General features: G+C 73.7%; 21 protein-coding genes and 1 tRNA gene. 7 read left to right on the forward strand and 15 right to left on the reverse strand.

Annotated elements, in window-relative coordinates:
- Positions 1 to 21 precede the first annotated feature (21 nt).
- A complete protein-coding gene (locus ACY34K_RS19665) occupies positions 22 to 594 on the reverse strand; it encodes a TetR/AcrR family transcriptional regulator (RefSeq protein ID WP_462748772.1) in 573 nt (190 codons plus the stop codon).
- Between the two features lie 151 nt (positions 595 to 745).
- Here ACY34K_RS19665 and ACY34K_RS19670 point away from each other — a divergent pair, with 151 nt between their 5' ends.
- Entirely contained in the window at positions 746 to 4,006 is a 3,261-nt protein-coding gene (locus ACY34K_RS19670) for a S41 family peptidase (RefSeq protein WP_462748774.1), read from the forward strand.
- A 346-nt stretch (positions 4,007 to 4,352) separates the two neighbouring features.
- Here the strand turns inward: ACY34K_RS19670 and ACY34K_RS19675 are convergent, their stop codons facing one another.
- The 4 genes from ACY34K_RS19675 to ACY34K_RS19690 all read right to left on the reverse strand — a co-directional run bounded on the left by ACY34K_RS19675 (position 4,353) and on the right by ACY34K_RS19690 (position 7,950).
- Positions 4,353 to 4,562: a hypothetical protein gene (locus ACY34K_RS19675; RefSeq protein ID WP_462748776.1), complete on the reverse strand. Its 210-nt coding sequence runs from the start codon at positions 4,560 to 4,562 to the stop codon at positions 4,353 to 4,355.
- Positions 4,563 to 4,685: 123 nt separating this feature from the next.
- Positions 4,686 to 5,567, reverse strand: coding sequence for an SDR family oxidoreductase (locus ACY34K_RS19680; RefSeq protein ID WP_462748778.1), 882 nt, complete (start codon positions 5,565 to 5,567; stop codon positions 4,686 to 4,688).
- Complete coding sequence (locus ACY34K_RS19685) at positions 5,564 to 6,442, reverse strand: alpha/beta fold hydrolase (RefSeq protein ID WP_462748779.1); 879 nt, start codon at positions 6,440 to 6,442, stop codon at positions 5,564 to 5,566. Before ACY34K_RS19685 ends, ACY34K_RS19680 begins: the two co-directional genes overlap by 4 nt.
- Positions 6,439 to 7,950: a flavin-containing monooxygenase gene (locus ACY34K_RS19690; RefSeq protein WP_462748781.1), complete on the reverse strand. Its 1,512-nt coding sequence runs from the start codon at positions 7,948 to 7,950 to the stop codon at positions 6,439 to 6,441. The genes ACY34K_RS19685 and ACY34K_RS19690 overlap by 4 nt, the downstream gene beginning before the upstream one ends.
- Positions 7,951 to 8,108: 158 nt before the next feature.
- Between ACY34K_RS19690 and ACY34K_RS19695 the strand changes: the two genes are divergently transcribed.
- On the forward strand, positions 8,109 to 8,741 hold the full coding sequence (locus ACY34K_RS19695; protein ID WP_462748822.1) for a MerR family transcriptional regulator: 633 nt from the start codon (positions 8,109 to 8,111) through the stop codon (positions 8,739 to 8,741).
- 9 nt (positions 8,742 to 8,750) lie between these two features.
- Here the strand turns inward: ACY34K_RS19695 and ACY34K_RS19700 are convergent, their stop codons facing one another.
- Both ACY34K_RS19700 and ACY34K_RS19705 read right to left on the reverse strand, forming a co-directional pair.
- Complete coding sequence (locus tag ACY34K_RS19700; protein ID WP_462748783.1) at positions 8,751 to 9,731, reverse strand: DUF6528 family protein; 981 nt, start codon at positions 9,729 to 9,731, stop codon at positions 8,751 to 8,753.
- A 209-nt stretch (positions 9,732 to 9,940) separates the two neighbouring features.
- Positions 9,941 to 10,738 (reverse strand): exodeoxyribonuclease III, encoded by a 798-nt coding sequence (locus tag ACY34K_RS19705; protein WP_462748785.1) that lies wholly within the window; start codon positions 10,736 to 10,738, stop codon positions 9,941 to 9,943.
- A gap of 50 nt (positions 10,739 to 10,788) precedes the next feature.
- Between ACY34K_RS19705 and ACY34K_RS19710 the strand changes: the two genes are divergently transcribed.
- Together ACY34K_RS19710 and ACY34K_RS19715 are read left to right on the forward strand one after the other, a co-directional pair.
- On the forward strand, positions 10,789 to 11,274 hold the full coding sequence (locus ACY34K_RS19710) for a GNAT family N-acetyltransferase (RefSeq protein ID WP_462748787.1): 486 nt from the start codon (positions 10,789 to 10,791) through the stop codon (positions 11,272 to 11,274).
- Positions 11,275 to 11,391: 117 nt separating this feature from the next.
- Positions 11,392 to 12,351 (forward strand): trypsin-like serine peptidase, encoded by a 960-nt coding sequence (locus ACY34K_RS19715; protein ID WP_462748789.1) that lies wholly within the window; start codon positions 11,392 to 11,394, stop codon positions 12,349 to 12,351.
- Positions 12,352 to 12,435: 84 nt separating this feature from the next.
- Here ACY34K_RS19715 and ACY34K_RS19720 read toward each other — a convergent pair whose 3' ends face one another.
- Complete coding sequence (locus ACY34K_RS19720; protein WP_462748791.1) at positions 12,436 to 13,017, reverse strand: TetR/AcrR family transcriptional regulator; 582 nt, start codon at positions 13,015 to 13,017, stop codon at positions 12,436 to 12,438.
- Positions 13,018 to 13,074: 57 nt separating this feature from the next.
- On the opposite strand from ACY34K_RS19720, the gene ACY34K_RS19725 reads away from it, so the two are divergent.
- Together ACY34K_RS19725 and ACY34K_RS19730 are read left to right on the forward strand one after the other, a co-directional pair.
- Positions 13,075 to 14,262, forward strand: a complete 1,188-nt coding sequence (locus ACY34K_RS19725; protein ID WP_462748792.1) for an FAD-dependent monooxygenase — start codon at positions 13,075 to 13,077, stop codon at positions 14,260 to 14,262.
- 92 nt (positions 14,263 to 14,354) lie between these two features.
- Positions 14,355 to 16,001 carry an amidohydrolase gene (locus ACY34K_RS19730; protein ID WP_462748793.1) on the forward strand — a complete coding sequence of 549 codons (1,647 nt, stop codon included), beginning with the start codon at positions 14,355 to 14,357 and terminating at the stop codon, positions 15,999 to 16,001.
- Here ACY34K_RS19730 and ACY34K_RS19735 read toward each other — a convergent pair.
- Positions 15,983 to 18,040 carry an RICIN domain-containing protein gene (locus tag ACY34K_RS19735; RefSeq protein WP_462748794.1) on the reverse strand — a complete coding sequence of 686 codons (2,058 nt, stop codon included), beginning with the start codon at positions 18,038 to 18,040 and terminating at the stop codon, positions 15,983 to 15,985. The genes ACY34K_RS19730 and ACY34K_RS19735 overlap by 19 nt on opposite strands.
- A 312-nt stretch (positions 18,041 to 18,352) precedes the next feature.
- Here ACY34K_RS19735 and ACY34K_RS19740 point away from each other — a divergent pair, with 312 nt between their 5' ends.
- Complete coding sequence (locus ACY34K_RS19740; RefSeq protein WP_462748796.1) at positions 18,353 to 19,237, forward strand: DMT family transporter; 885 nt, start codon at positions 18,353 to 18,355, stop codon at positions 19,235 to 19,237.
- Between the two features lie 75 nt (positions 19,238 to 19,312).
- Here ACY34K_RS19740 and ACY34K_RS19745 read toward each other — a convergent pair.
- The 6 genes from ACY34K_RS19745 to glp all read right to left on the reverse strand — a co-directional run bounded on the left by ACY34K_RS19745 (position 19,313) and on the right by glp (position 23,921).
- Positions 19,313 to 19,386 (reverse strand) — tRNA-Ala (locus ACY34K_RS19745).
- A gap of 138 nt (positions 19,387 to 19,524) precedes the next feature.
- Positions 19,525 to 20,601: a divisome protein SepX/GlpR gene (gene sepX / locus ACY34K_RS19750; protein ID WP_462748799.1), complete on the reverse strand. Its 1,077-nt coding sequence runs from the start codon at positions 20,599 to 20,601 to the stop codon at positions 19,525 to 19,527.
- A 168-nt stretch (positions 20,602 to 20,769) separates the two neighbouring features.
- A complete protein-coding gene (locus ACY34K_RS19755; RefSeq protein ID WP_462748802.1) occupies positions 20,770 to 21,390 on the reverse strand; it encodes a GNAT family N-acetyltransferase in 621 nt (206 codons plus the stop codon).
- On the reverse strand, positions 21,387 to 21,854 hold the full coding sequence (locus tag ACY34K_RS19760; protein ID WP_462748824.1) for a MogA/MoaB family molybdenum cofactor biosynthesis protein: 468 nt from the start codon (positions 21,852 to 21,854) through the stop codon (positions 21,387 to 21,389). The genes ACY34K_RS19755 and ACY34K_RS19760 overlap by 4 nt, the downstream gene beginning before the upstream one ends.
- Before the next feature lie 104 nt (positions 21,855 to 21,958).
- Positions 21,959 to 22,495, reverse strand: a complete 537-nt coding sequence (gene moaC / locus ACY34K_RS19765) for a cyclic pyranopterin monophosphate synthase MoaC (protein ID WP_462748805.1) — start codon at positions 22,493 to 22,495, stop codon at positions 21,959 to 21,961.
- A gap of 127 nt (positions 22,496 to 22,622) precedes the next feature.
- Positions 22,623 to 23,921 carry a molybdotransferase-like divisome protein Glp gene (gene glp, locus ACY34K_RS19770; protein ID WP_462748807.1) on the reverse strand — a complete coding sequence of 433 codons (1,299 nt, stop codon included), beginning with the start codon at positions 23,919 to 23,921 and terminating at the stop codon, positions 22,623 to 22,625.
- Positions 23,922 to 23,950 lie beyond the last annotated feature (29 nt).

The following is a 23,950-nucleotide window of genomic DNA, read 5'->3' on the forward strand; positions in this document are numbered from 1 at the left end:
CGTGGGGACCGCCCCGCCACGTCAGACGCCCAGTGCGGGGAGCACCACGGCGTCGACGTAGTTCGTGAGGAACTCCGCGTCCACCGGTCGGTCGTCGACCAGCGGGCGGACGATGACGGCACCGATCAGCATGTGCGGAACGAGCCGCAGCGCCGGGTTGTCCCGGTCGACCTCGCCGCGCGCGACCGCGCGTCGCAGGACCTCGTCGAGCCCGGTCATCTCGGGTTCGATGAGCAGTTCGCGCAGCGCCTGGAGCAGATCGGGGTTGTCGTGGACGGCATGGGCGAGGCCCCGCATCAGCGCGGAGTCCCGCTCCATCTGGCAGTCGTCGGAACGCGAGAGCATCTCGTGGAAGTCGCCGCGCAGCGAACCGGTGTCGATCTCGTCGATGCGGACCGGCTTGTTGTTCCGCAGGGCGCGGGCGACCAGCTCGGGCTTGCTCCCCCACTGGCGGTAGAGGGTGGCCTTGCTGGAGTGGGTGCGGGTGGCGACGGCGTCCATGGTGAGGCCGTCGTAGCCGACCTCACGGAGCAGGTCGAGCACGGCTTCGTACAGCTGCGACTCGCGTTCCGGGGTGAGCCTGCTGCGCGCCATGCCGGGTGACCTCCCATCGAGACGAAACGGTTTCGTACACCTCGAAAGATACCCCTCGCGCGAGCGAAACGAAACCGTTTCGTACGTGTCCCGGGTCACGGGAATGCGCGATCGAGTTGCCGGGCCCCTCCCACGCGGAAAGCATGGCTGTGTGAGCAGCGACGGCGCGTACCTCCGGTATCCCCACCTCCACAAGGATCTGCTGTGCTTCGCGGCCGAGGACGACCTGTGGGTCGCCCCTCTCGTCGCCGAGGGCGATCCACCGGGCCGGGCGTGGCGGGTCACGGTCGACCGGACGAAGATCGGCCACCCCCGCTTCTCGCCGGACGGCCGGCACATCGCGTACACGAGCTGGCGCAGCCTCGACCCCGAGATCCATCTGGCGCCGGTCGACGGCGGGCCGTCGCGCCGGCTGTCGTACTGGGGGTCGCTCGACACCCGCGTCTGCGGGTGGACGCCGGACGGCGAGATCCTGGCCGTCGCCTCGCACGGGCAGCCGTTCTCGCACTTCTCCTGGGCGTACAAGGTGCCCACGGACGGCTCGCCGGGCGGGCGGCTGCCGTGGGGGCCGGTCAGCGACATCGCCGTGGCGGACGTCGAGGGGAAGCACCTCACCCTGCTGCTGACCGGCAAGCCCCCGCACGAGCCGGCCGCCTGGAAGCGGTACCGGGGCGGGGCGACCGGCCGGCTGTGGCTGCACGGCGAGCGGCTGCTGCCGGACATCGGGGGCCACCTGGACTGCGCGATGTTCGTGGACGGCAGGATCGCGTTCCTCTCCGACCACGAGGGCGTCGGCAATCTGTACTCGTGTCTGCCCGACGGCACGGATCTGCGCCGGCACACCGACCACGACGCGTTCTACGCGAGGCACGCCTCGTCCGACGGGCGGCGCGTGGTCTACCAGTGCGCGGGCGACCTGTGGATCGTGGACGCGCTCACCCCGGACTCGGCGCCGCGGAAACTCGCGGTGCGGCTCGGCGGGCCGCGCACCGGGCGCCGCAAGTACCACGCGCCGGCCGCCAGCAACGTGGGCGCGGTGTCGGTGGACGAGACCGGGCGGGCCAGCGCCGTGTCCGTGCGCGGCAGCCTGTACTGGCTCACGCACCGCGACGGACCCGCCCGGACCATCGCCGACACCCCCGGCGTGCGGGTGCGGCTGCCGGAGATGCTGGGCAGTGGCGGCCGGGTCGCGTACGTCACCGACGCCGAGGGCGAGGAGGCCGTCGAGGTCGCCCATCTGCCGCGGGCGAGCGGCGACCGGCAGCCCCGGCGGCTCGCGGCGGGCGAACTGGGCCACGTCCTGGAGATGGTGGCCGACCCGGACGGCGAGCGGTGCGCGATCGCGTCGCACGACGGCCGGCTGCTGCTGCTCGACGTGTCGGAGGAGTCGGAGACCGCCGGCGAGGTCACGGAGCTGACCCGGTCCGTCAACGGGCCGGTGCGGGACATGGCCTTCTCGCCGGACGGGGCGTGGCTGACCTGGTCGCACCCCGGGATCGGGCGCTCGCTGCGGCAGATCAAGGTGGCGCGGATCCAGGACCGGACGATCGTCGACGTCACCAACGGCCGCTTCGAGGACGAGAGTCCCGTCTTCACCCGCGACGGCCGCTATCTCGCCTTCCTGTCGTGGCGCGGTTTCGACCCGGTGTACGACGTGCACACCGGCGACCTGTCCTTCCCGCTGGGCTGCCGGCCCTATCTCGTGCCCCTGTCGTCCACCACCCCCTCCCCGTTCGCGCTGTCGCCCGAGGGGCGGCCCGCCGCGGGCGGGCTCGACCCGCTGGACGAGGAGTCCGGCGACGGCGCGGTGGTCGTGGAGTTCGAGGGCCTGGAGAACCGGGTGACGCCGTTCCCGGTGGCCGCGTCGAAGTACTCCTCGCTCCACCCGGTCAGCGGCGGCGGCCTGGTGTGGCTGCGGTGGCCGATCTCGGGTGCGCTGGGCGAGACGTTCGTGAACCCCGCGGACACCTCCGGGCGGCCCACCCTGGAGCACTTCAACCTCGCGAAGGCCAGGAAGACCGAACTCGTGGACCACCTGGACTGGTTCGCGGTCAGCGGGGACGGAACACGGCTGGTGGTGGTCGACGAGGGCGATCTGCGCGCCGCGCCGGCGACGGAGCCCGGCGACAGCGACAGCACGGTCTACGTCGACCTGCGGCGCATCCAGCACGAGGTGGATCCGGGGGCGGAGTGGCGGCAGGCGTACGACGAGGCGGGCCGGATCATCCGGGCCTACTTCTGGGACCCGGAGATGAGCGGCATCGACTGGAAGGCGGTCCTCGACCAGTACCGTCCGCTGGTCGAACGGGTCGCCTCGCCGGACGAGTTCGCGGATCTGCTCCGGGAGGTGCTGGGCGAGCTGGGCACCTCGCACGCGTATGTGACGCCGGCGCGCCGCAACGAGGGACCGCCGCACTACCAGCGGGCGATGGGACTGCTCGGCGCCAACCTGGTGCCCCGGGACGGGCAGTGGACGGTCAAGCGCATCCTGCCCGGTGACTCCTCGGACTCGAAGGCCCGGTCGCCGCTGGCGGGCACGGGCATTCGCGAGGGCGCGGTCCTCACCCATGTGGACGGCCGGCCGGTGGACCCGGTGACCGGGCCGTACCCGCTCCTCGCCGCGGCCGGCGGCACCACGGTCGAGCTGACGTTCAGGCCCGCCGAGGGCGAGGGCCGCTCGCGCCGGGTCGCGGTGATGCCGCTGATCGACGAGCGGCCGCTGCGCTACCAGGACTGGGTGTCCAAGCGCCGCGACGTGGTCCGCGAACTGAGCGGCGGCAAGTGCGGGTACCTGCACATCCCGGACATGGGCGGCTCGGGTTGGGCGCAGTTCAACCGGGACCTGCGCCTGGAGGTGTCGCGCCCGGCGCTGATCGTGGACGTGCGCGGCAACGCGGGCGGGCACATCAGCGAACTGGTCGTCGAGAAGCTCACCCGCAAGATCCTGGGCTGGGACCTCACCCGCAACGCGCAGGCCGTCTCGTACGCCTCGAACGCGCCGCGCGGCCCGGTCGTCGCCCTCGCCGACGAGGCCACCTCGTCCGACGGCGACATGATCACGGCCGCGTTCCGCGTGCTGGGTCTCGGCCCGGTCGTGGGCCAGCGCACCTGGGGCGGTGTCGTCGGCATGACGGGCCGCCACCGGCTGGGCGACGGCACGGTGATCACGGTGCCGATGAACGCGGCATGGTTCGACGCGTACGGCTGGTCCGTCGAGAACCACGGCGTGGACCCGGACATCGAGGTCCTGCGCACCCCCCTGGACTGGGCGGAAGGCCGGCACGCCCAGCTCGCTGACGCCGTGGAGGTGGCGCTCAAGCTGCTCGCCGCCAACCCGGCCTCCCGGCCCCCGGACTACTCCCAGTCCCCGTCCCGCACCCGCCCCCCGCTCCCCCCACGCCCGGGAACCTGATCGGCGGTACCCCTCGCGCCCGCAGGGCGTAGGGGGAGATCGACCGCCGACGGTGGGCCCCCGCGGAGCCAGGAGGAGAGAGAGCCCCCGCAGAAGGGCGCCCACGAGATCGTCGGCGAGTGAGCCGAAGGGGCGCGCGGCCCGCGGCCGGAGGCCGCTGGAGGGCGCCGCGAAAGGGAGGCTGCAATCGATCCGCGGCTACCGCCGCGCGGGCGGAGGTCCTGAGGAACGAGGGACCGAGCACGGCCGACCGTCGACGCACGCGACAGGCGCCCCGGAGGAGAACCGAGCCCCACAAAGAAAGAGCGCACCCGGCGTCCCGGGTGCGCTCCTCCTCAGGCTCGGCTCAGGACTGCGCGTCCCGGCGGATCCGGTCCTGGACGGCCCGGTCGTCGTCCTCCATCATGCGGTCAGGGCGCTGCTGCTGGCCGCGGTCGCGCTGCTGGCGGCCCTGCTGGGCGCGCTGCGCAACCTCGTCCTTGGCCGTCCGGGCGCGCTGCTTGCCCTGGTCCTTGAGTTCCTGAGCCTTGTCCTTGAACTGGTCTGCGATACCCATCGAGGTGTCTCCTACACGGGTGTGGGGGTGTGGGGGCCACCGGCCCTCGGAGCCGTGACCCCCGGACAGCGACCAGCCTGACACGCCCGGACATACAGCGCATTTCGATCAAGCCGTGACCGTTCAGGCACGCTCCGTGCGCGCCTGTTCGTCGGCCGCGCCGCCCGCTCCGACCAGCCCGGTGCTCACGTTCCCGAGCCGTGGCTCGAAGCGCCTCATCTCCCGTTTTCCGGCGGTGGCGATGATCGCGGGCAGGTGGCCGCGCACCGCTTGCATGCCGCGCAGCCACCACTGCGCGTACACGTGCGCGGAGCGCCGCTCGATGCCGGCGACGATCCGGTCGACGGCCGGGCCGAGCGGGTAGGTGCGGTTCGAGGGCCACGGCAGCCGCCGGCGCAGCTCCCGCATCACGTCGTCCTGGTCGGCGCCGCGCACCATGTCCGTGTCGGTCCACGACAGGTAGCCGACTCCCACGCGGACGCCCCGGTAACCGACTTCGGCGCGCAGGCTGTGCGCGAAGGCCTCGACGCCCGACTTGGAGGCGCAGTACGCGGTCATCATCGGCGCCGGGGTGATGGCGGCGAGCGAGGCGATCTGCAGGAAGTAGCCGCGGCTTTCGACGAGTACGGGCAGGAACGCCCGGGCCGTCACGGCGCCGCCGATCAGGTTGACCTCGATGACCCGCCGCCACGCCACCGGGTCGGAGCCCATGAACGGACCTCCCGCGGCGACGCCCGCGTTGGCCACGACGATGTCGACCTTGCCGAAGCGCTCCTTGACCTCCTGTGCGACGCGGGACATCGCCTCGTGGTCGGTGACGTCGACGTGCCACCAGTCGCTCTCGGTGTGCAGCCGGCCCGAGACCCGCTTCAGCTCCTCCGGTTCCAGCCCGATCAGCGCGATCCTCGCCCCGCGCGCGGAGAGTTTGCGGGCCAGCAGTTCGCCCACGCCGCGCGCGCCGCCGGTGACGACGGCCACCTGTCCCTCCAGGCTGCCCCTGCTCATGCCGCTTCCTCCTGCTTCTCGCCGAGATACGTGGTCACCAGCTCGCGGATCCGGGCGTTGACCGCCTCGGGCGCCTCGATCGGTGTCATGTGGCCCATCCCGGCGAGCACGTCGAGCCCGACGCACTCGGGCAGTGCGGCGGCCAGGGCGTGGGCGTGCACGGGTGGGGTGAGCCGGTCGGAATCACCGGCCAGCACCGCGGTGGGCACCCGCAACTCCCGCACGCCCGTCTCCAGATCCAGCTCGGCCAGGACGTGCGACCAGGCCACCCGGACGGCGCGGGGGCAGGCGTGGACGATCCGGGCGGCCTCGGCGACCCTGCCGGGAGCCGAACCGGGGCCCATGGTGGCGTACTTGAGGATCGCCTTGGAGACCGGTGTGACCGGCCCGAGCGGCGCGCGGGCGCCGAGGACGAGCCGGGTCAGCCGGGTGCGCAGGGCACCGGCCCGCAGCGGCAGTACGAGGGACTCGGCGACCAGCCGGGACGCGCCCGTGCTGCAGAGCAGCGCCGCGGCCGTGTGCTCCCGGAAGCGGGGGCGGCCGGCCGCGGCCATGAGCGTCATCCCGCCCATGGAGTGGCCGGCGAGCACGGCCTTCTCGCCCGGTTCGAGCGAGGCGGCGAGCACCGTTTCGAGGTCGTCGGCGAGCGCTCCGGTGGAGTACCCGGTCCGGCCCACCGCCGGCGTGCGGCCGTGGCCGCGCTGGTCGTAGACGATCACCCGGTGGTCGGCGGAGAGGTCGCGTACCTGCGCCGCCCAGAACGCGGTGGAGCAGGTCCAGCCGTGGGCGAGCACGACGGCGGGCGCGCCGTCGGCTCCGTGCACCTCGACGTGGAGCGCCGAGCCGTCGGCGGAGACGGGGGTGAGCGTCCTCATGCCGCCACCTCCTGCTCGTGAGCCGAGGAGCGGACGCGGACGACTTCGTACTCGGCGAGGTCCACGGCGCGTGTGGCGCGCCGGAATTCGCCGGTGGTGCCGGGCCACAGGGTGGTGTTGCGGCCGTTGGCGTCCAGGTACCAGCTGTCGCAGCCGCCCGCCTTCCACACGGTCCGCTCCATGCGGGTCTGCACGCGCCGGTTCCAGGCGGCGACCGCCGACGGCCGGACGGCGAGCGCGGCCCGCCCGCCGAGGACGTTCAACTGCCGCATGTAGTCGGCCATGTAGTTCAGCTGGGACTCGATCATGAGGATCATGGAGGAGTTCCCGAGTCCGGTGTTGGGGCCGATGATCGTCATCCAGTTGGGGAAGCCGGCCGCGGTGGCGCCGCGCAGGGACTCCATGCCGTCCTTCCACGCCTCGGCGAGGGTGATGCCGTCGGCGCCCACGACCCGTTCGGCGATCGGCATGTCGGTGACGTGGAATCCGGTGCCGAAGATGATGGCGTCGACTTCGGCCTCGGTGCCGTCGGCCGCGACGACCGTGTTGCCGCGCACCTCGGAGAGACCGGAGGCGACGACGTCGACGTTGGGCCGGGCGAGCGCCGGGTAGTACTCGCTGGAGAGCAGGATGCGCTTGCAGCCGATGCGGTACGAGGGGGTCAGCGTGGCCCGCAGGGCGGGGTCCTTGATGGCCTTGGCCATGTTGGCCTTGGCGAGGGACTCGACCAGGCCGAGTTCGCGGGGCCGCTTGGTGAACGCGCCGACCTGGAGCTCGCGGATGCCCCACAGCAGCCCCCGGCGCGCCTTGCCGGTGAAGGGCAGCTGCCGGTGCAGCCACCGCTCGATGGCCGTGATGGAGCGGTCCATCCGTGGCATGACCCACGGCGGTGTGCGCTGGAAGAGCGTCAGCCGGCCGACCTCGGGCTGGATGGCCGGGACGATCTGGATGGCCGAGGCGCCGGTGCCGATCATCGCGACGCGCTTGCCGGCCAGGTCGTAGTCGTGATCCCAGCGGGCGGAGTGGAAGACCTTGCCACCGGCCTCCTCGAAGGCGGCGAGCCCGGGGATGTCCGGGATCTTGGGGTCGGAGAGCGGGCCGGTCGCGGAGACGACGACGTCGGCGGTGAAGGTTCCGCGGGAGGTCTCGATCTCCCAGCGCAGCTCGTCGTTGTCCCAGCGCATCATGAGCACTTCGTGGTTCAGGCGCAGATGCGGCCGGAGCCGGAAGGTGTCGGTGACGTGCTCCAGGTACGCGCGGATGTGCTCCTGTCCGGAGAAGGTGCGCGGCCAGTCGGGGTTGGGCGCGAAGGAGAAGGAGTACAGGTGGGAGGGCACGTCGCAGGCGCAGCCGGGGTAGCTGTTGTCGCGCCAGGTGCCGCCGACCGAGTCCGCCCGTTCCAGGACGACGAAGTCCGTGATTCCCTCGCGGCGGAGCCGGACGGCGGCCCCGAGGCCGCCGAATCCGGATCCGATCACCGCCACTCGTACGTGCTCGTGCTGGCTCATGCCGCCGCCTCCGCATCACCACTGAACTCTGCCAGCAATCACTGGCACGGTTGTGGGGAGCGTAGAGCACGTCCTTACCGAGCGGTAGGGGTACGGGCAACGAAGTTACCGTCGGTACGACATAGGGTTGGCGCGTGGCGAACGAGCGCGAGTACCGCATGGAGGAGCTGGCCGAGGCGGCCGGCATCACAACGCGTACCCTGCGCTTCTACCGCGAACGCGGACTCATACCGCCGCCGCGCCGCGAGGGCCGCATCGCCTGGTACGGCCCCCACCATCTGGCCCGGCTGCGCACGATCGCCGCGCTCCTGGACCGCGGGCACACCCTCAACGGCATCGCCGACCTGGCCGCCGCGTTCGAGAGCGGACGGGACGTCGGCGAGGTACTCGGCCTCGGCGAACCGACCGAGGAGGAGCCGGTCCGGCTCACCCCGGAGGAACTGGCCGACCACTTCGGCGACCAGGTCACCCCGGAGAACTTCGCCGCGGCCCTGAAACTGGGCTATCTGGCCACCGACGGCCAGGAGATCGTGCACGTCAGCCGCCGGCTGCTGGACGTCTCGGCCGCGCTGGTCAAAGAGGGCGTGCCGCTGTCCTCGGTGCTGGACGCGGGCCACCGGGTCAGGGAACACGCCGACGCGCTGGCCGAACTCTTCACCGAGCTGCTGCACGACCACGTGGAGGGCGACGAGGACGTCGCCCGGCTGCGCCCGCTGGCCAAGAGCGTCGTCGAGGCCGAGCTCTCGATGGCCCTCGACCGCCGCCTCCAGGGCCGCCGCCGGCCCGCGTGACGCGACCCGTCACCGCGGCAGCCACCAACGGGCCTTGTAAACACCCCCGTCCGCGAGCCGGTAGGTCCCGGCGGGCCGGTGCACGGTCACCGTCGTGGTCCACCAGCTCTCCCCCAGGCCGCGCTCCGGCACCGTCGACAGCACCTGCCCGGTCACCGGGTCGTCCCCCACCGCCTTGACGCGGGCCCGGCTGACCGCGGCCGCGCCCGGGAAGTCCTGCCGGAACACCCCCGCGCTCTTCACGTACTGGTACACCGCCGAACCACTGCTCACCCACAACCGGTCTGGGTCCCGGGCCACCTGCCCGAGGTCGTGGCCGTGCGGGGTGGGCAGCGCGACCTCGTAGGCCCTCGCGAGCTTTGGCCGCGCGGGCGTGCCGCCCACCTTCAGCGCCACCAGCCGGTCGCCACCCAGCGCCCACAGCACCCGCCGCCGGGAGTCCCACTGGAGCCCGTGCGCGTCGTCGAGCCGGTACTCCGCGAACGGCACGTCCCGGCGCCCCTGCGAGGCGGCGTAGACCCGGACCAGGTCGCCGGTGCTGCCGGCGACGGCGACGTTGCCGTCGGGCAGCAGCTCGATGCTGTGCGGGTTGGCCCGGATCGTGCCGGGCGCGAGGGCGGCGCCCCAGTAGCGCTCGCCGGACGGGAACGCCACGACGGCGGCGAACCCGTACGAGGCGGTGAGCAGCACGTACACACGGCCGCGGCGGACGCGCGGCTTGGCCTCGTCGGGGTGGACCCAGCTGACGGCGGGCTCCAGGTCCGCGTACCGGGGGTCGCCGAGCGGCGAGAAGGACCACCTCACCACCGACGGGTCCGCGGCCGGGTCCCACGACCGCCGCGACCCGTCGAGCAGCAGGACGCGCCGGGAGGCCTGGTCGGCGAGCAGGACGTCGGGGGTGCCGAACGGGGCGGCCCCCGGCGAGGCCGGGGCGGCGGTGAGCACCCCGAGCAGAAGGACGACAAGCGTCCGTACGTGAGCGACGCGCACGGCGCCACCCTGCACCGGCCGGTGCCGCGCGCCCCGCCGCGACACACCCGGCGGGCGGGCCCACGGCTCTACGCCGCCCCCACGGCATTGTCGCGGCCCGGGGGCGGGGCCGAGAGTGGGTCGGTCCCACACGACGACACGCAGCGCCCCCAAGCGGCCCCGCCCGGTGGCGCGCAACACAGCCGGGCGAGACTTTCCGCTGTCGCTCGCTACAGGCCGTAGACCGCCGTCACGGGCGCGTGGTCGCTCCACCGCTCGCCGTGCGTCGCGGCACGCTCGACCCAGGCCTTGACCGCGCGGGAGGCGAGCCCCGGCGTCGCGACGTGGTAGTCGATCCGCCAGCCGCTGTCGTTGTCGAAGGCCCGGCCGCGGTAGGACCACCACGAGTAGGGCCCCTCCTGGTCCGGGTGGAGGGCCCGTACGACGTCGACGTACAGCGCCTCGTCGAAGACCCGGCCGAGCCACTCCCGTTCCTCGGGGAGGAAGCCGGAGTTCTTCCGGTTCGCCTTCCAGTTCTTCAGGTCGGCCTCGCGGTGGGCGATGTTCCAGTCGCCGCAGACCAGGACCTCGCGCCCGTCGGCCGCGGCGCGCTCCCTGAGCTCCTTCAGGTACGGCAGGAACTCGCCCATGAAGCGGACCTTCTCGTCCTGTCGCTCGGTGCCCACCTCACCGGACGGCAGGTAGAGGCTGGCGACCGTGACGCCCGGGAGGTCGGCCTCCACATAGCGGCCGCTGCCGTCGAACTCGCTCGACCCGAAGCCGACGCGGACCGCGTCCGGCTCGCGCCGGGTGTACAGGGAGACGCCCGCGCGGCCCTTGGCGGCGGCCGGGGCGTGCACGGCGTGCCAGCCCTCGGGCGCCCGCACCTCGTCGGGGAGCTGGGACTCCTCGGCCCGGACCTCCTGGAGGCAGACGGCGTCGGCGGCCGAACCGGCGAGCCACTCCACGAAGCCCTTCTTGGCGGCGGCGCGCAGGCCGTTTACATTCACGGACGTCACAGTGAGCATCCCGGCACCTTACCGACAGAATTCGCCCGCATACCTGTACCATGCTCCGCATGCTTATACGTCCACTCCCGTTCGATCACCCCGACGCGGTCAAACTCAATGACCAGGTGCAGCTCGAATACGACGAGCGGTACGGCGAGGGGGGCGACCTCACACCGCTGGACCCCACGATGTTCCGCCCGCCGCGGGGCCTGTACCTGCTGGCGTACGACGCCGCGGGCGCTCCGGTGGCGACCGGCGGCTGGCGTTCACAGGAGGCGAACGCGGAGGGGTACTCCGACGGGGACGCGGAGCTCAAGCGCATGTACGTGGTCCCCGAGGCCCGTGGCCTCGGTCTCGCCCGGCGCATCCTCGCCGCCCTGGAGGAGGACGCACGCGCCGCCGGACGGACCCGGATGGTGCTGGAGACGGGCACCAAGCAGCCCGAGGCGATCGCGCTCTACACATCGAGCGGATACGAGCCCTGCACCAAGTTCGGCTACTACCGCGCGTACGAAGAGAGCCGCTGCTTCGCGAAACTTCTGACGCGGTCCTGACAAATACCCCCTTGCCGTGGCACTCTGCCTCACGCAACGCCGATCCGCACCGTTCTTCGTTCCCCCACCCTGCCCGGGCCGCGCCACCGCGTCCGGGCACGGAAGAAGGAGACCTGCGTGAGACGCCATCGCACCGCCACGGGCATCCTGCTGACCGTCGGAGCCCTGCTGACGAGCGCCCTGTCCGCCGCCACCGCGGCACAGGCGACCCCCGCCCCCGGCGCACCGGCCGCCCGCGCCGTGCCGGCCGCCGAACAGGCCGGCGCCCGCACCTTCTGGACCGCCGAGCGCATGCGCGGCGCCACCCCGCTCGACCTGACGCTCACCCCGAAGGCGCTGAAGACCCTCAAGGCCCCGCGCCCGGAAGGCAGGACGACCACGGTCGCACCCACCGCCTTCCCCCAGGCGGGCGGCGCCTGGAGCGGCGGCGGCGCGGTCGTGAAGACGTCCGGGCGGGTGTTCTTCACCTTCCAGGGGCGCACCGCGTCCTGCTCCGGCAACGCCGTGACCAGCCAGAACGCCAGCACGGTCATCACCGCCGGGCACTGCGTGAAGTACCAGGGCAGCTGGCACACCAACTGGGTCTTCGTCCCGGCGTACAACAACGGGCAGGCCCCGTACGGCCAGTGGACCGCGACCAGGACGCTGACCACCACGCAGTGGGAGGCGAGCGAGGACATCAACTACGACGTCGGCGCGGCCGTGGTCGCACCGCTGGGCGGCCAGAAGCTCACCTCCGTCACCGGCGCGCAGGGCATCCAGTTCAACGGCGGCTACAACAAGCAGATGTACGCCTTCGGCTTCCCGGCCGCGTCCCCGTACGACGGCTCCAAGCTGGTCTACTGCAGCGGGAACTCCTCCAAGGACTTCCTGTTCTCCCAGGACCACAGCCTGGGCTGCAACATGACGGGCGGCTCCAGCGGCGGCCCGTGGTTCACCGGCTTCAGCGAGTCGGCCGGCACCGGCCTGCAGGTCTCGGTGAACAGCTTCGGCTACACCTTCCTGCCGAACCGGATGTTCGGCCCGTACTTCGGCAACGACGCCAAGGCCGTGTACGACAAGGCGCAGGTGTCGTAGGCCTTTGCGTGCGGCCCGCCGGGCCCGTCCGGCCTCCCGGCCCGGGCCCGGCCTCCCGGCCCGTCGTCCGGGGGCCCGGCGGGGTCAGGCCCCGCCGGGTGCCGGACGCAGGGCCGTGTCGACCAGCGCACGGATGTCGGCGCGCAGTCCGGCCGTGCCGCCGGTCCCCGTCAGCCGGTCGAAGACCAGGCCGTCCACGCAGGCGAGCAGGGTGACGGTCCGCGCGTCGGCGTCGGCGACGCCCTCGGCGGCGAGGAAGTCCCGCACCGCGTCGCGTGCCGGGTTCTCCCTCGGCAGCAGGATCTCGCGCAGCTCCGGGTGGTGCACGCTCTCGACCGCGCAGGTGTAGCGGGCGAGGGTCCGCCGTCTCCCCTCGCCGGCCAGCCGGGCCTCGCTGAACCGCGTGAGCCCCTCGGTCAGTTCGGCCGCGTGCCGGAGCGGCGGGGCGGCCTCGCCGGCCGCCCGCAGCTCGGCCTGGTCGAGGTCGACGAGCCGGGTCACGAGGGCGGTGAGCAGGGCCTTGCGGGTGCGCAGGTACGCGGAGGTCGTACCGGCCGGGAGCCCGGCGGCCGCGTCGACGGCGCGGTGCGTGAGCGCGCGCATCCCGCCGTCGGCGAGTACGGAGATGGCGGCGTCGGCGAGGACGGTACGGCGGTCCCTGGTCATCGTCTCTTTCTACACCCGTAGTAGCCTCTTTCTCCATCTGTAGAAGGGGGCTTCGTCGTGCGACCCGGAAAAGCGGTGGTGGCCGGAGGCGGAATCGGCGGACTGGCGGCGGCGCTCGGTCTGCTCCGGACCGGCTGGCAGGTCACGGTCGTCGAACGCGCCGCAGTCCTGGACGACGCGGGCGCGGGCATCTCGCTGGCCGCCAACGGCATGCGGGCGCTCGACGCGCTCGGCACCGGCGACGCCGTCCGCGCGGCTTCCCGGCGCCAGCTCACCGGCGGCACCCGCACCCCGTCCGGCCGGCTGCTGGCCCGCATGGACGGCCGTGCCGTCGAACGTGCCCTGGGCGCGCCCATCGTCGGCATCCCGCGGGCCGACCTGCACCGGCTGCTGCGCGCGCCGCTGCCGCCCGGCACCCTGCTCACCGGCGCCGAGGTGACCGCGGTGGACGACGATCCGGCGGAGGCGCACGCGCGCGTGCGGACGACGCACGGCACGTACGACGCGGATCTGGTCGTCGCGGCGGACGGCATCAACAGCCGGCTGCGCGGCCGGCTCCTGCCCGGCGTGCCCGGACCTGTCCACAGCGGGTCCACCGTCCTGCGGGCCGTCACCGGGCGCCCGGTCGACGTGGGGGACGCCGACTTCCAGCTGACCTGGGGCCGCGGGGCGGAGTTCGGTCACATCAGGTTCGCCGACGGCCGGGCGGAGTGGCACGCGGTGCTCAACGCCCCGGCGGGGGTGCGCTCCCCGGACCCGCTGGCCGCCGTGCGCCGCCGGTTCGCGGGCTGGCACGACCCGATCCCGGCCCTGCTGGCGGCCACCGCGCCGGACGCGGTGCTGCACCACGATGTGTACGAGCTGGTCACGCCCCTGCCCACGTACACCGTGGGCCGCGTCGCGCTGCTCGGCGACGCCGCTCATGCCATGACCCCGCACCTGGGCCAGGGTGCCTGCCAGGCGCTGGAGGACGCGGTGGTGCTCGCCGCCGCGCTGGTCTCGGAGACCGGCGTCGGCACGGCGCTCGCCCGGTACGACGCCGAGCGCCGGCCGCGCAGCCAGGCGGTGGCGCTCGCGGCCCGCCGCGCGGGCCGCATGGGCCAGCAGCTCGCACACCCCGTCGCGGTCGCCGCCCGCAACGCCGCGATGCGGCTCACCCCGTCGCGGGTGGCGGTCCGGACGATACTGCGACACGCGGACTGGTCGCCGCCGGCGCTCGTCCCGGCCGGCCCGTCCGACGGGTAGCGCCACGGGCGCCGAAACGATCAAGCTGTTCCCGGGCGCTCCGGCGTCCGCACCAGTCAGCACCGCCGTCCAGCCCCCAGGAGCCGCACCCCATGCCCCAGCAGCCCCCCGCCGACCTGGTCCTCACCGGCGGCCCGGTCCGCACCGTGGACCCGGCCCGGCCCCGGGCGAGCGCCGTCGCCGTGCGCGGCGAGCGCATCGTGGCCGTCGGCGGCGACGAGGTGCGCGAGCTGATCGGCCCGCGCACCGAGGTCGTCGACCTGCGGGGCCGCCTGCTCGTTCCCGGTTTCCAGGACGCGCACGTCCACCCGGTGGGCGCCGGTGTGGAGCTGGGCCAGTGCGATCTGGGCGGAGCGGCGACGGCCGACGCCTATCGGGGCCGGATCCGCGACTACGCGGCGTCCCGTCCCGACGCGGAGTGGATCACCGGCGGGGGCTGGTCGATGGAAGCGTTCCCCGGTGGCACTCCCACGCGTGAGTTCCTCGACGAGCTGGTCCCGGACCGGCCCGCCTATCTCGTCAACCGTGACCACCACGGCGGCTGGGCCAACTCCCGGGCGCTGGAGCTGGCGGGCATCACCGCCACCACCCCCGATCCGGCCGACGGCCGGATCGAGCGCGACGCCGGCGGACGGCCGACGGGCATGCTGCAGGAGGGCGCGATGAGCCTGATCGCCGGACTGGTGCCCGCGCCGACCGTCGAGGAGCTGACCGCGGGCCTGCTGCGGGCCCAGGAGCTGCTGCACTCGTTCGGGGTCACCGCATGGCAGGACGCCCTGCTCGGCGCCCACGCCGGCATGGCCGACCCCTCGCCCGCGTACGCGGCCGCCGCCCGCGCGGGTCTGCTCACCGCCCGGGTGGCCGGCGCCCTGTGGTGGGACCGCGGTCGCGGTGCCGAGCAGTTGCCCGAACTGCTGGCCCGCCGCGAGGAGCTGACGTACGGCCGGCTCCGCGCCTCCACCGTGAAGATCATGCAGGACGGCATCGCAGAGAACCACACGGCGGCGCTGCTCGGCCCTTACCTCACCGCGTGCGGCTGCGTCTCCGGCAACAGCGGCATCTCCTTCGTCGAACCCGCGGCGCTCGCCGAGTACGTCACGGCTCTGGACGCGCACGGGTTCCAGGTGCACTTCCACGCCCTCGGCGACCGCGCGGTCCGCGAGGCACTCGACGCCGTGGCGGCCGCCCGCGCCGCCAACGGCGTCACCGGCACCCGGCCGCACCTCGCGCATCTCCAGGTCGTGCACCCCGACGACGTGCCACGGTTCGCCCGGCTCGGCGCGACGGCCAACATCCAGGCGCTGTGGGCGGCGCACGAGCCGCAGATGGACGAGCTGACCATCCCGTTCCTGGGCGCCGAACGGGCCTCCTGGCAATACCCGTTCGGCGACCTGCTGCGCTCCGGGGCGCGGCTGGCCGCGGGCAGCGACTGGCCGGTGAGCAGCCCGGACCCCGTCGAGGCGCTGCATGTCGCCGTCAACCGGCGCCTGCCGGGCACGGACGCCCCGGTCTTCCTGCCCGGGCAGCGCATCGGTCTGGACGCCGCGCTCACCGCCTACACGGCGGGGAGCGCGTTCGTGAACCACCTCGACGACACCGGCGTGATCCGCGCCGGGAACCTCGCCGACCTCGCCGTGCTCGACCGGGACTTCTTCGCGGCGCCGCCGGAGGAGATAGCGAGGACCAGGGTCCTGCAGACCTTCGTCGGCGGCGCGCGCGTCTACTCGGCCCCCGTCTGACCGCTCCCCCGCGGGCCGGGCCGGTGCGGGCCCGGCACCTGCCGGTCCGGACCGTGGGGGCCGCCCCCGACATCGTTGCCAGACCGTGCCGCGGCGACCGGCTCGCGCAGCACGCGGCCGTCCGCGGGGGCCGCCTTCGCGTCGGGCCGCGGGGCCGACCGCGGGTCCTGCTGCTGTTCCGCCCGGGGTTCCTGCCCGGCGTCGCCGACGTGCCGTACCCGGGGCCCGGTACCGTTCGTGCCGCCGGAGGACTGCCCGGGCTCCTCGGCCGAGCCACGGGCCTCGGTGCCGGCCGGCCGCGGTGTCCCGCTCCCGGCGCCGGGCGCCGTGCCGGCGACCTCTTCGGCGCGCCGCACACGAGGGGCGGTGACCGGTGCGTCCGTCAGCCACCGCTGGGCCGCCGACCCGTCCCGGACCCTGACGACCACGGTCGTCGCGGGCTCCGGCGTGGCCGGGGTGAGCGCCAGGGCGTCGTCCGCCCGGGGGACCAGCTGCCCCTGGACGTTCAGGTCGTACCGTACGGCCGCCGCGGCGGCGCCCGTCGCCGCGCACTGCCGAAGGACGACCACTCCGGCCGGCTCCTGCGAGCCGGGGCACAGGTCGGGCGCCGCGGCGCTGCGCAGCAGGCCGTCCCCTTCGTACACCCAGAGCTGGGTCGCGGAGGACGAGCAGTCGGAGAGCGTCAGTTCCGTGCCCGGGGCGAATCTGCCGTCGCGGATGTCGAGGCAGAGTCCGGCCTCGGCGTTGCGCAGCCGGGTCTGCAGGGCGCCGGAGGGGTGGGCGGCCGAGGTGGGCGCGGGGGTGGCGGTGGGACCGGCCGGCATGCTGCCGGCGGCGGGCACGCTGGGCATGCCGGGTTCCGGCATGCCGTAGCCCGGCCCGGCCGTGGTCATCGTCCCGCCGGGGGCGTTGGACGCCGCCCCGCTCGGGGCCGCGTGCCCGCCGGTGTCGTCGCCGTCCGGCCACAGGCTCGACACGGCGGCCACGACGAGGACCCCGGCCATGGCGATCCCGAGGCCCAGGAGGAGGCTCCCGTCGGCGGCCGGGCCACTCGCGTCGGCCCGCCGGCGGGTGACGGCCCTCCGTCCGGCCGCGGCGGCACGGCGGGCACCGCCGGACGCCCCGCCCCCCGGCAGTCGCGGGCCCCCGGACCCGCCCGGACCGCCCCGGGAGTGGCGGCCCGCCCTGCGCGCTTCCCCGCCGCGCGCCTGCGCCCGCGCGTTGTTGCGGCCGGGCCGGCCCGCGAGATAGCGGCGGGCGTCCTCCCCGCCGAGCACGCCTTCGGCGAGCAGCAGGGGCAGTGTGGCGGGCGATTGCCGCAACTGCTCGGCGGCGTACCGGCAGTAGGGGCACTGAGCGAGGTGCCGGCGGATGTCGGGAATGAGCTCGGTACCCCGCTGGAGGGATATGTCGAGGAGTCTGCTGTAGTGCCGGCATTCCTGGTCGGGCGCGAGTTCCTTGTGTACGCGTACGCAACCGGACCGGAACAGTGCGCGTGCCTGTTCGAGTTCGGCACTCGCCCGGCGCGGATCGACCGCCAGCAATGCGGCGGGTATGGATATCCCCTCCGCCTCGACCTCGGTGTGCCACAGCAGCACCTGGGCCGGGGCGGGCATTGCCTGGAATGCGCGGGAGACGAGCAGCCGATTCTCCGCGGGGACCGCGGGATTGCGCAGCCCGTCGAGGAGGGCGGGGATACGGGCGTCCTGCGCCCACTCCGCCGCCATTTGACGGGCCGTCACCAGAAAGTAGGGCCGCAGGGCGATCTCCGGCGCGGCGACCGGTCCGGCCTGCCGCAGCTCCTCCAGCGCGCGGCCGAACGCGGCGGAGGTGAGCACGGCCGCGGTCTTCTCGGAGGGGGTGAACAGCGACATGTAGTCGTGGACCGGCTGCCAGTGCCGCGTCATCAGCGCGACGGCGGCATGGGTCTCCTCGCCCTCGACCCCCAGCGACGCGGCCAGGTGGGCGTCGGAGCCACCGGGTGCGGGGCCGTAGGGAGGCGGCGGTGGCACGGAGCCGGGCTGACGGGAATTCTGCATGGACGTTCTGCTCCGGTCATCGGACTCGGATTTTCTTACTCGAGTAATAGGAGTGCGGCCGATTGGTGCGTACCTTTGGGCAGGGCCTCTATTCAGAGTCACCACCCGTGCGAAATTCGAACGGTTGCACAGAATCAGCGTGTTCGGATGCGGGGAAGCACACCCTTGCACAACTGCCCTCCATGGAACAAGAGTTCCGGGATACAGCGGGGCGCATTCCGGCTTACGAAGACAATGGAATGCACGTGTCACCACATGCGGGAAACGGCGAGCCGCGGCCCGGCCGGGTGGCCGCGACCCTAGGGTGTCGGCATGCAGCGTCCCGGCGACCGCGTGGCCCTCGTCTCGTTCGCCGCCTGCTGCGCCTTCGCGAGCGGCAACGCCCTGGGGGTCCGCTTCAGCAACCGCGAACTCGACGCGCTGTGGGGCGCCGCCCTGCGCTTCGGCGCCGCCGCGATCGTCCTCCTCGCGGTCTCGGCCGTCCGCCGGCTCCCCCTGCCGCGCGGCCGCGCCCTGGCCGGCGCGGCCCTGTTCGGCATGCTCAACTTCGGCGTCCCGTTCGCCCTGGCGTACTACGCGCTCGTGCACATCCACGCCGGGCTGGGGCAGACGCTGCTGTCCCTCGTGCCCCTGGTGGCGCTGCTGCTGTCGGTGACGCAGCACCAGGAGCGGTTCCGCCCGGCGGCACTGGCGGGCACGCTGTGCGCGGCCGTGGGCGTGGCGGTCGTCTCCCAGGCCCCGCTGCGGGGCGCGGTTCCCGTCCTGCCGCTCCTGGCGATGCTGGGCGCCGTCCTGTGCTTCGCCGAGGCGGCGGTCCTGGTGCACCGGCTTCCCCGGGCACACCCGGTCGCGATGAACGCGGTCGGCATGACGGTCGCGGCGCTCGCCCTGCTCGCCGGCTCCGCGGCGGCGGGTGACCGCTGGACCCTCCCCGACCGGGCCACGACCTGGTGGGCGCTGGCCTATCTGGTGGTCGGTGGGTCGATCCTCACGTTCGTGCTCTATCTGACGGTGATCCAGCACTGGGGGCCGTCGCGGGCGGCCTACGTCTTCGTGGTGATCCCGGCGATCACGATCATGCTCTCGGCCTGGCTGGACGACGAGCCGCTCACCGCGGCGCTGCTGCTGGGCACTCCCCTGATCCTCGCCGGGGTGTACCTCGGCGCCCTGCGCGCGAGAACCGGCTCCGCCGGGTGAGACCGCACGGCAGGTGGAGACCGCGGCACGAAAAATCCCGCCCGATCGAATCGATCGGGCGGGATCTCATGTGCGTGGACCTGAGGGGATTTGAACCCCTGACCCCCTCGATGCGAACGAGGTGCGCTACCAGTCTGCGCCACAGGCCCTTGCGACGTGTGAAACATTAGCATCCCGATCGGGGTGCTTGGAAATCCGTTCCCGGTCAGGGGCCCGTCGGCCTCGCGGGAGGCCGGCCGGGCGGGCCCCCGGTGCCGGGGGCCCGGAGGGCGCCGAGCGCCCTCCCCTCACTCGTTGGCCGCGCGCGGGCGGTCCTCGTCCGCGTACTGGTCGAAGAGCGGCGTCCGGCCGTGGTCACGGGTACGGCGCGGCGGCGGCGTGTCCTGCTGGCGCGGGGACGGGTTCGGGTTCTGGCGGGTGGCCGGCGGCGGGGTGGGCTCCGCCGCGGAGGAGCGGGCCGAGCTCCAGGTCTCCGGGTCCGTCACATCGACGCCGCCGGTGGCCCGTGGAGCGACCGGGGCCGTGACATAGGTGGGCAGCGGCACCGGGACCGGATCCCAGCTGTCGCCCCGCGCCGGACCGCGGTCGCGCTGCTGGTCCACCCACTCCGCGTGGTCGGTCTGCTCGACCAGCGCGCGCCGCCCCGCCTCCTGGGGGGAGAGCGAAGGCGCGGGCTCCGGCTCGGGCTGCACGCCGTGCGCCTCCGCGCCGCCGCTCTCCTGTTCCGGCACGGGCCGACGGGCCGAGCGGCTGTCACGCAGGCGCTGCGCGGCGGCCTCGGCGCGGCGGCGGTCCATCACGTACACGAAGCGGCGGCGCTCCTGGCCGCGCAGGTGCACGATGTACGCGCTGAGCAGCACGGCCGGGACCCCGGGCGCCCACAGGAACGCGAGCCCGCCGACCGCGGCGACCACGGCTCCGACCGTGAAGGCGGAGAAGAGGATCAGGGTGGTGCGCCGGCGCCGGGCCAGGACGCGGGAACGGCGCGCCCGTTCGGCGGCCGCGGAGGGGCCGGGGCGTCTCGCGGGGCGCCGGGCCGCGGGCCGGCGGGCTTCCGGGACCTCCAGACGCGCCTCCGTCAGGGCCGGAGGCGCGGCGAAGGCCCGGACGTCGACCGAGCTGAGGTGCTCGGTCTCGGCGTCCGGGTCGACGTCGGTCTCGGCCTGGCCGGCGGTGCGCTCCCGCAGCTCCTTGGCGTAACGGCGCTCCATGCCCGCCCGTCCGGACAGGAGCCGGATGGCCGTGCTGAAGCGTTCCGTCGGACGGGCTTCGTTCAGCTCGTCCTGCCTGCGGAGCCACATCGGCACCAAGTAGGCGGCCCAGGCCCCGACGATGACTGCGTAGATGAGGCCGCTGCTGCTCACGCCTCACACCGTAGAGGGGTTCGCATCCGGCCATCCGCCAATTGGGCCGGTGTGTCGCACGATCTGGCTGATATCACTGACTTTTTTTGTGATTCTTCAGATCGGTTGGTGGTCAACCATCGACTGAATTCGAACATTTATTTTATTTCCCCGATGAGGTGGGTCGGACTATCGCGGTGTGCCCGGACGGGCCCGGTGCCACCGGCGCAGCAGGCCCTCCGGGACCTCTTCGGCGGTGAGCGCGAAGACCAGGTGGTCGCGCCACGCGCCGTCGATGTGGAGGTAGCGCGGGCGCAGGCCCTCTTCGCGGAATCCCAATTTCTCGACGACCCGGCGGCTCGGACCGTTCTCGGGCCGAATGCAGACTTCGATCCGGTGCAGTCCGACCGAGCGGAAGCAGTGGTCCACGGCGAGGGCGACGGCGGTCGGCATGACGCCGCGGCCCGCCACCTCGCGGTCCACCCAGTAGCCGACGTGCCCGGAGCACATCGATCCCCAGGTGATCCCGGCGACGGTCAGCTGGCCGACCAGCCGGTCCTGGTACTCGATGACGAACGGCAGCATCCGCCCGGCATTGGCCTCGGCCCGCAGGTGGCGCACCATCTGGCGGTAGGTGGGGCGCTGGGCGACCGGCCCGCCGGGGGCGGGCGGCGGGATGGTCGCCTCCCAGGGGCGCAGCCAGTCGCGGTTGCGCCGGTTCACCTCGCGCCAGGCCCGCTGGTCGCGCAGCTTTATCGGGCGCAGGACGACGTCGCCGTCCGCCAGCAGCACGGGCCAGGCCGGGTTCATGACGATCTGGGGTGGTCGCCGCCGCGGAGCTGGTCGACCGCGTGGACGAGGATCTTGCCCAGTACGGCGAGCCCGTCGCGCACGCCGCCGGCCGAGCCGGGCAGGTTGACGATCAGGGTGCGCCCGGCGACCCCGGCGAGGCCGCGCGAGAGCGCCGCCGTGGGCACCTTGTCCCGGCCGTACGCTCGGATCGCCTCGGGGATGCCGGGGACCTCGTGGTCGATGACGGCCCGGGTGACGTCGGGGGTGCGGTCGGTGGGCGAGATGCCCGTGCCGCCGGTGGTGAGGATGACGTCGTACGCGGCGGCGACGCCCTCGCGCAGCGCGGCCTCGACGGGGTCGCCGTCGGGGACCACCTTCGGACCGTCGACGGTGAAGCCGAGCGCCGTGAGGCCGTCGGCGATGATCGGGCCGCCGGTGTCCTCGTACACCCCGGCGTAGGCCCGGTTGGAGGCGGTGACCACGAGGGCGCGGTAGTGGCGGCCGGCCGCGAGCCCCTTCTCCTCGGCGGTGCCGGTGTCGGGGGCGTGCGTGCCGTGGGCGCCGGTGACGGCGCCGCCGCGCGGGGTCACTGCTCCGCTCCCGTGGTGCCGGCCCCGCCTTCGGCTCCGGCTCCGGCTCCGGCTCCGGCTCGGTGGTAGTCGCCCGACTTGCCGCCGGTCTTCTCCTCCACCCGGACGTCGGTGATGACGGCCGCCTTGTCGACCGCCTTGATCATGTCGACGACCGTCAGGGCGGCCACCGAGACGGCGGTCAGCGCCTCCATCTCGACGCCCGTGCGGTCGGTCGTCCTGACGGTCGCCGCGATCTCGACGGCGTCGTCCGCGACCGTCAGGTCCACCTTGACGCCCGAGACGGCCAGCGGGTGGCAGAGGGGGATCAGGTCGGGGGTGCGCTTGGCGCCCATGATGCCCGCGATCCGGGCGGTGGCGAGGGCGTCGCCCTTGGGGACTCCCTCGCCGCGCAGCAGTTCCACCACGCGCGGCGACACCAGGACCCGGCCGGTGGCACGGGCCGTACGGGCGGTGATGTCCTTCTCCGAGACGTCGACCATGCGGGCGGCCCCCGCCTCGTCGATGTGCGTCAGGCTGCCTTGCGTACTCACTGCTGAACTCCGCCTCGCGTGTTCCGGCGCCGATTGCCCCGCACGGCCCATTGTCGCGCCGTCGGGGGCCGGGGGTGGTCCCCCGGGAAGGCACAGCGGCAGACACCGTACCGCCAAGAGGCCCCCGTCAGCCGATGAGGACCACTTCCAGTTCGGCGCCCGGCTCCACCGTGGCGGTGTCCTCGGGGACGACGAGCAGCGCGTTGGCGTGGGCGAGGGCGGCGACGAGATGGGAGCCGGCCCCGCCCACCGGGGTGACGGTGCCCGTGCCGGCGTCATAGGTGCCGCGCAGGAACTGGCGCTTGCCCGACGGCGAGGAGAGCGGCTTGTCCGCGGACAGGACGGCACGCGCGCGTGGCCGCTCGACGTCCTCCAGTCCCATCAGGGCGCGGATCGCCGGGCGCACGAACAGCTCGAAGGAGACGTACGACGAGACGGGATTGCCCGGGAGGGCCAGCAGCGGAGTGTGCTCGGGGCCGATGGAGCCGAACCCCTGGGGCTTGCCGGGCTGCATGGCGAGCTTGCGGAAGTCGATGCCGCTGCCCGGCTCGTCCTCGTCGCCCACGGAGGACAGGGCCTCCTTGACCACGTCGTACGCGCCGACGCTGACGCCGCCGGTGGTGACCAGGAGGTCCGCCCGGATCAGCTGGTCCTCGATGGTGGCCCGGAGTGTTCCGGCGTCGTCCGTGACCGCGCCGACCCGGTACGCGATGGCGCCGGCGTCCCGCGCGGCGGCGGTCAGCGCGAAGCTGTTGGAGTCGTAGATCTGGCCCGCGGCCAGTTCCTCGCCCGGCTGGACCAGTTCGCTGCCGGTGGAGAGCACGACCACGCGCGGGCGGGGACGCACGCGCACGGTGCCGCGGCCCACGGCGGCGAGGAGCCCGATCTGGGGCGGTCCGAGGACGGTGCCCGCCGCGAGGGCGAGGTCACCGGCCTGGACGTCGCTGCCGCGCGCCCGGACGTGAGCGCGGGCCTCGACGGGGCGGTGGACGCGGACCTCGCCGGTGGCGCCCTCGGGGGCGGCGCTCGCGGCGCGCATGCCCGTGGCGGCTCCGCCGCCGGTACCGCCGTCGGTCCACTCGACCGGGACGACGGCCTCCGCGCCGGGCGGGAGCGGGGCGCCGGTCATGATCCGGGCGGCCTGGCCGGGGCCGACGGTGGGCAGTCCCCCGCTGCCCGCCGCGACGTCACCGATGACGGTCAGGACCGCCGGGAACTCCTCGGTGGCGCCGGTGACGTCCGCGACCCGCACCGCGTACCCGTCCATGGAGCTGTTGTCGAAGGGCGGCAGGGCGACGGGCACCGTGACGTCCTCGACCAGGACACAGCCCTGGGCGTCGGGAAGCTGCAGTTCGATGGGGTCGAGGGGGCGGATGGCACCGAGGATGTCCTCCAGGTGCTCGTCCACCGACCAGGTCGTACTCACGGTTGCTACATCTCCTCGGTGACGTACCT

It is taken from the genome of Streptomyces sp. STAM6 (assembly GCF_054963715.1).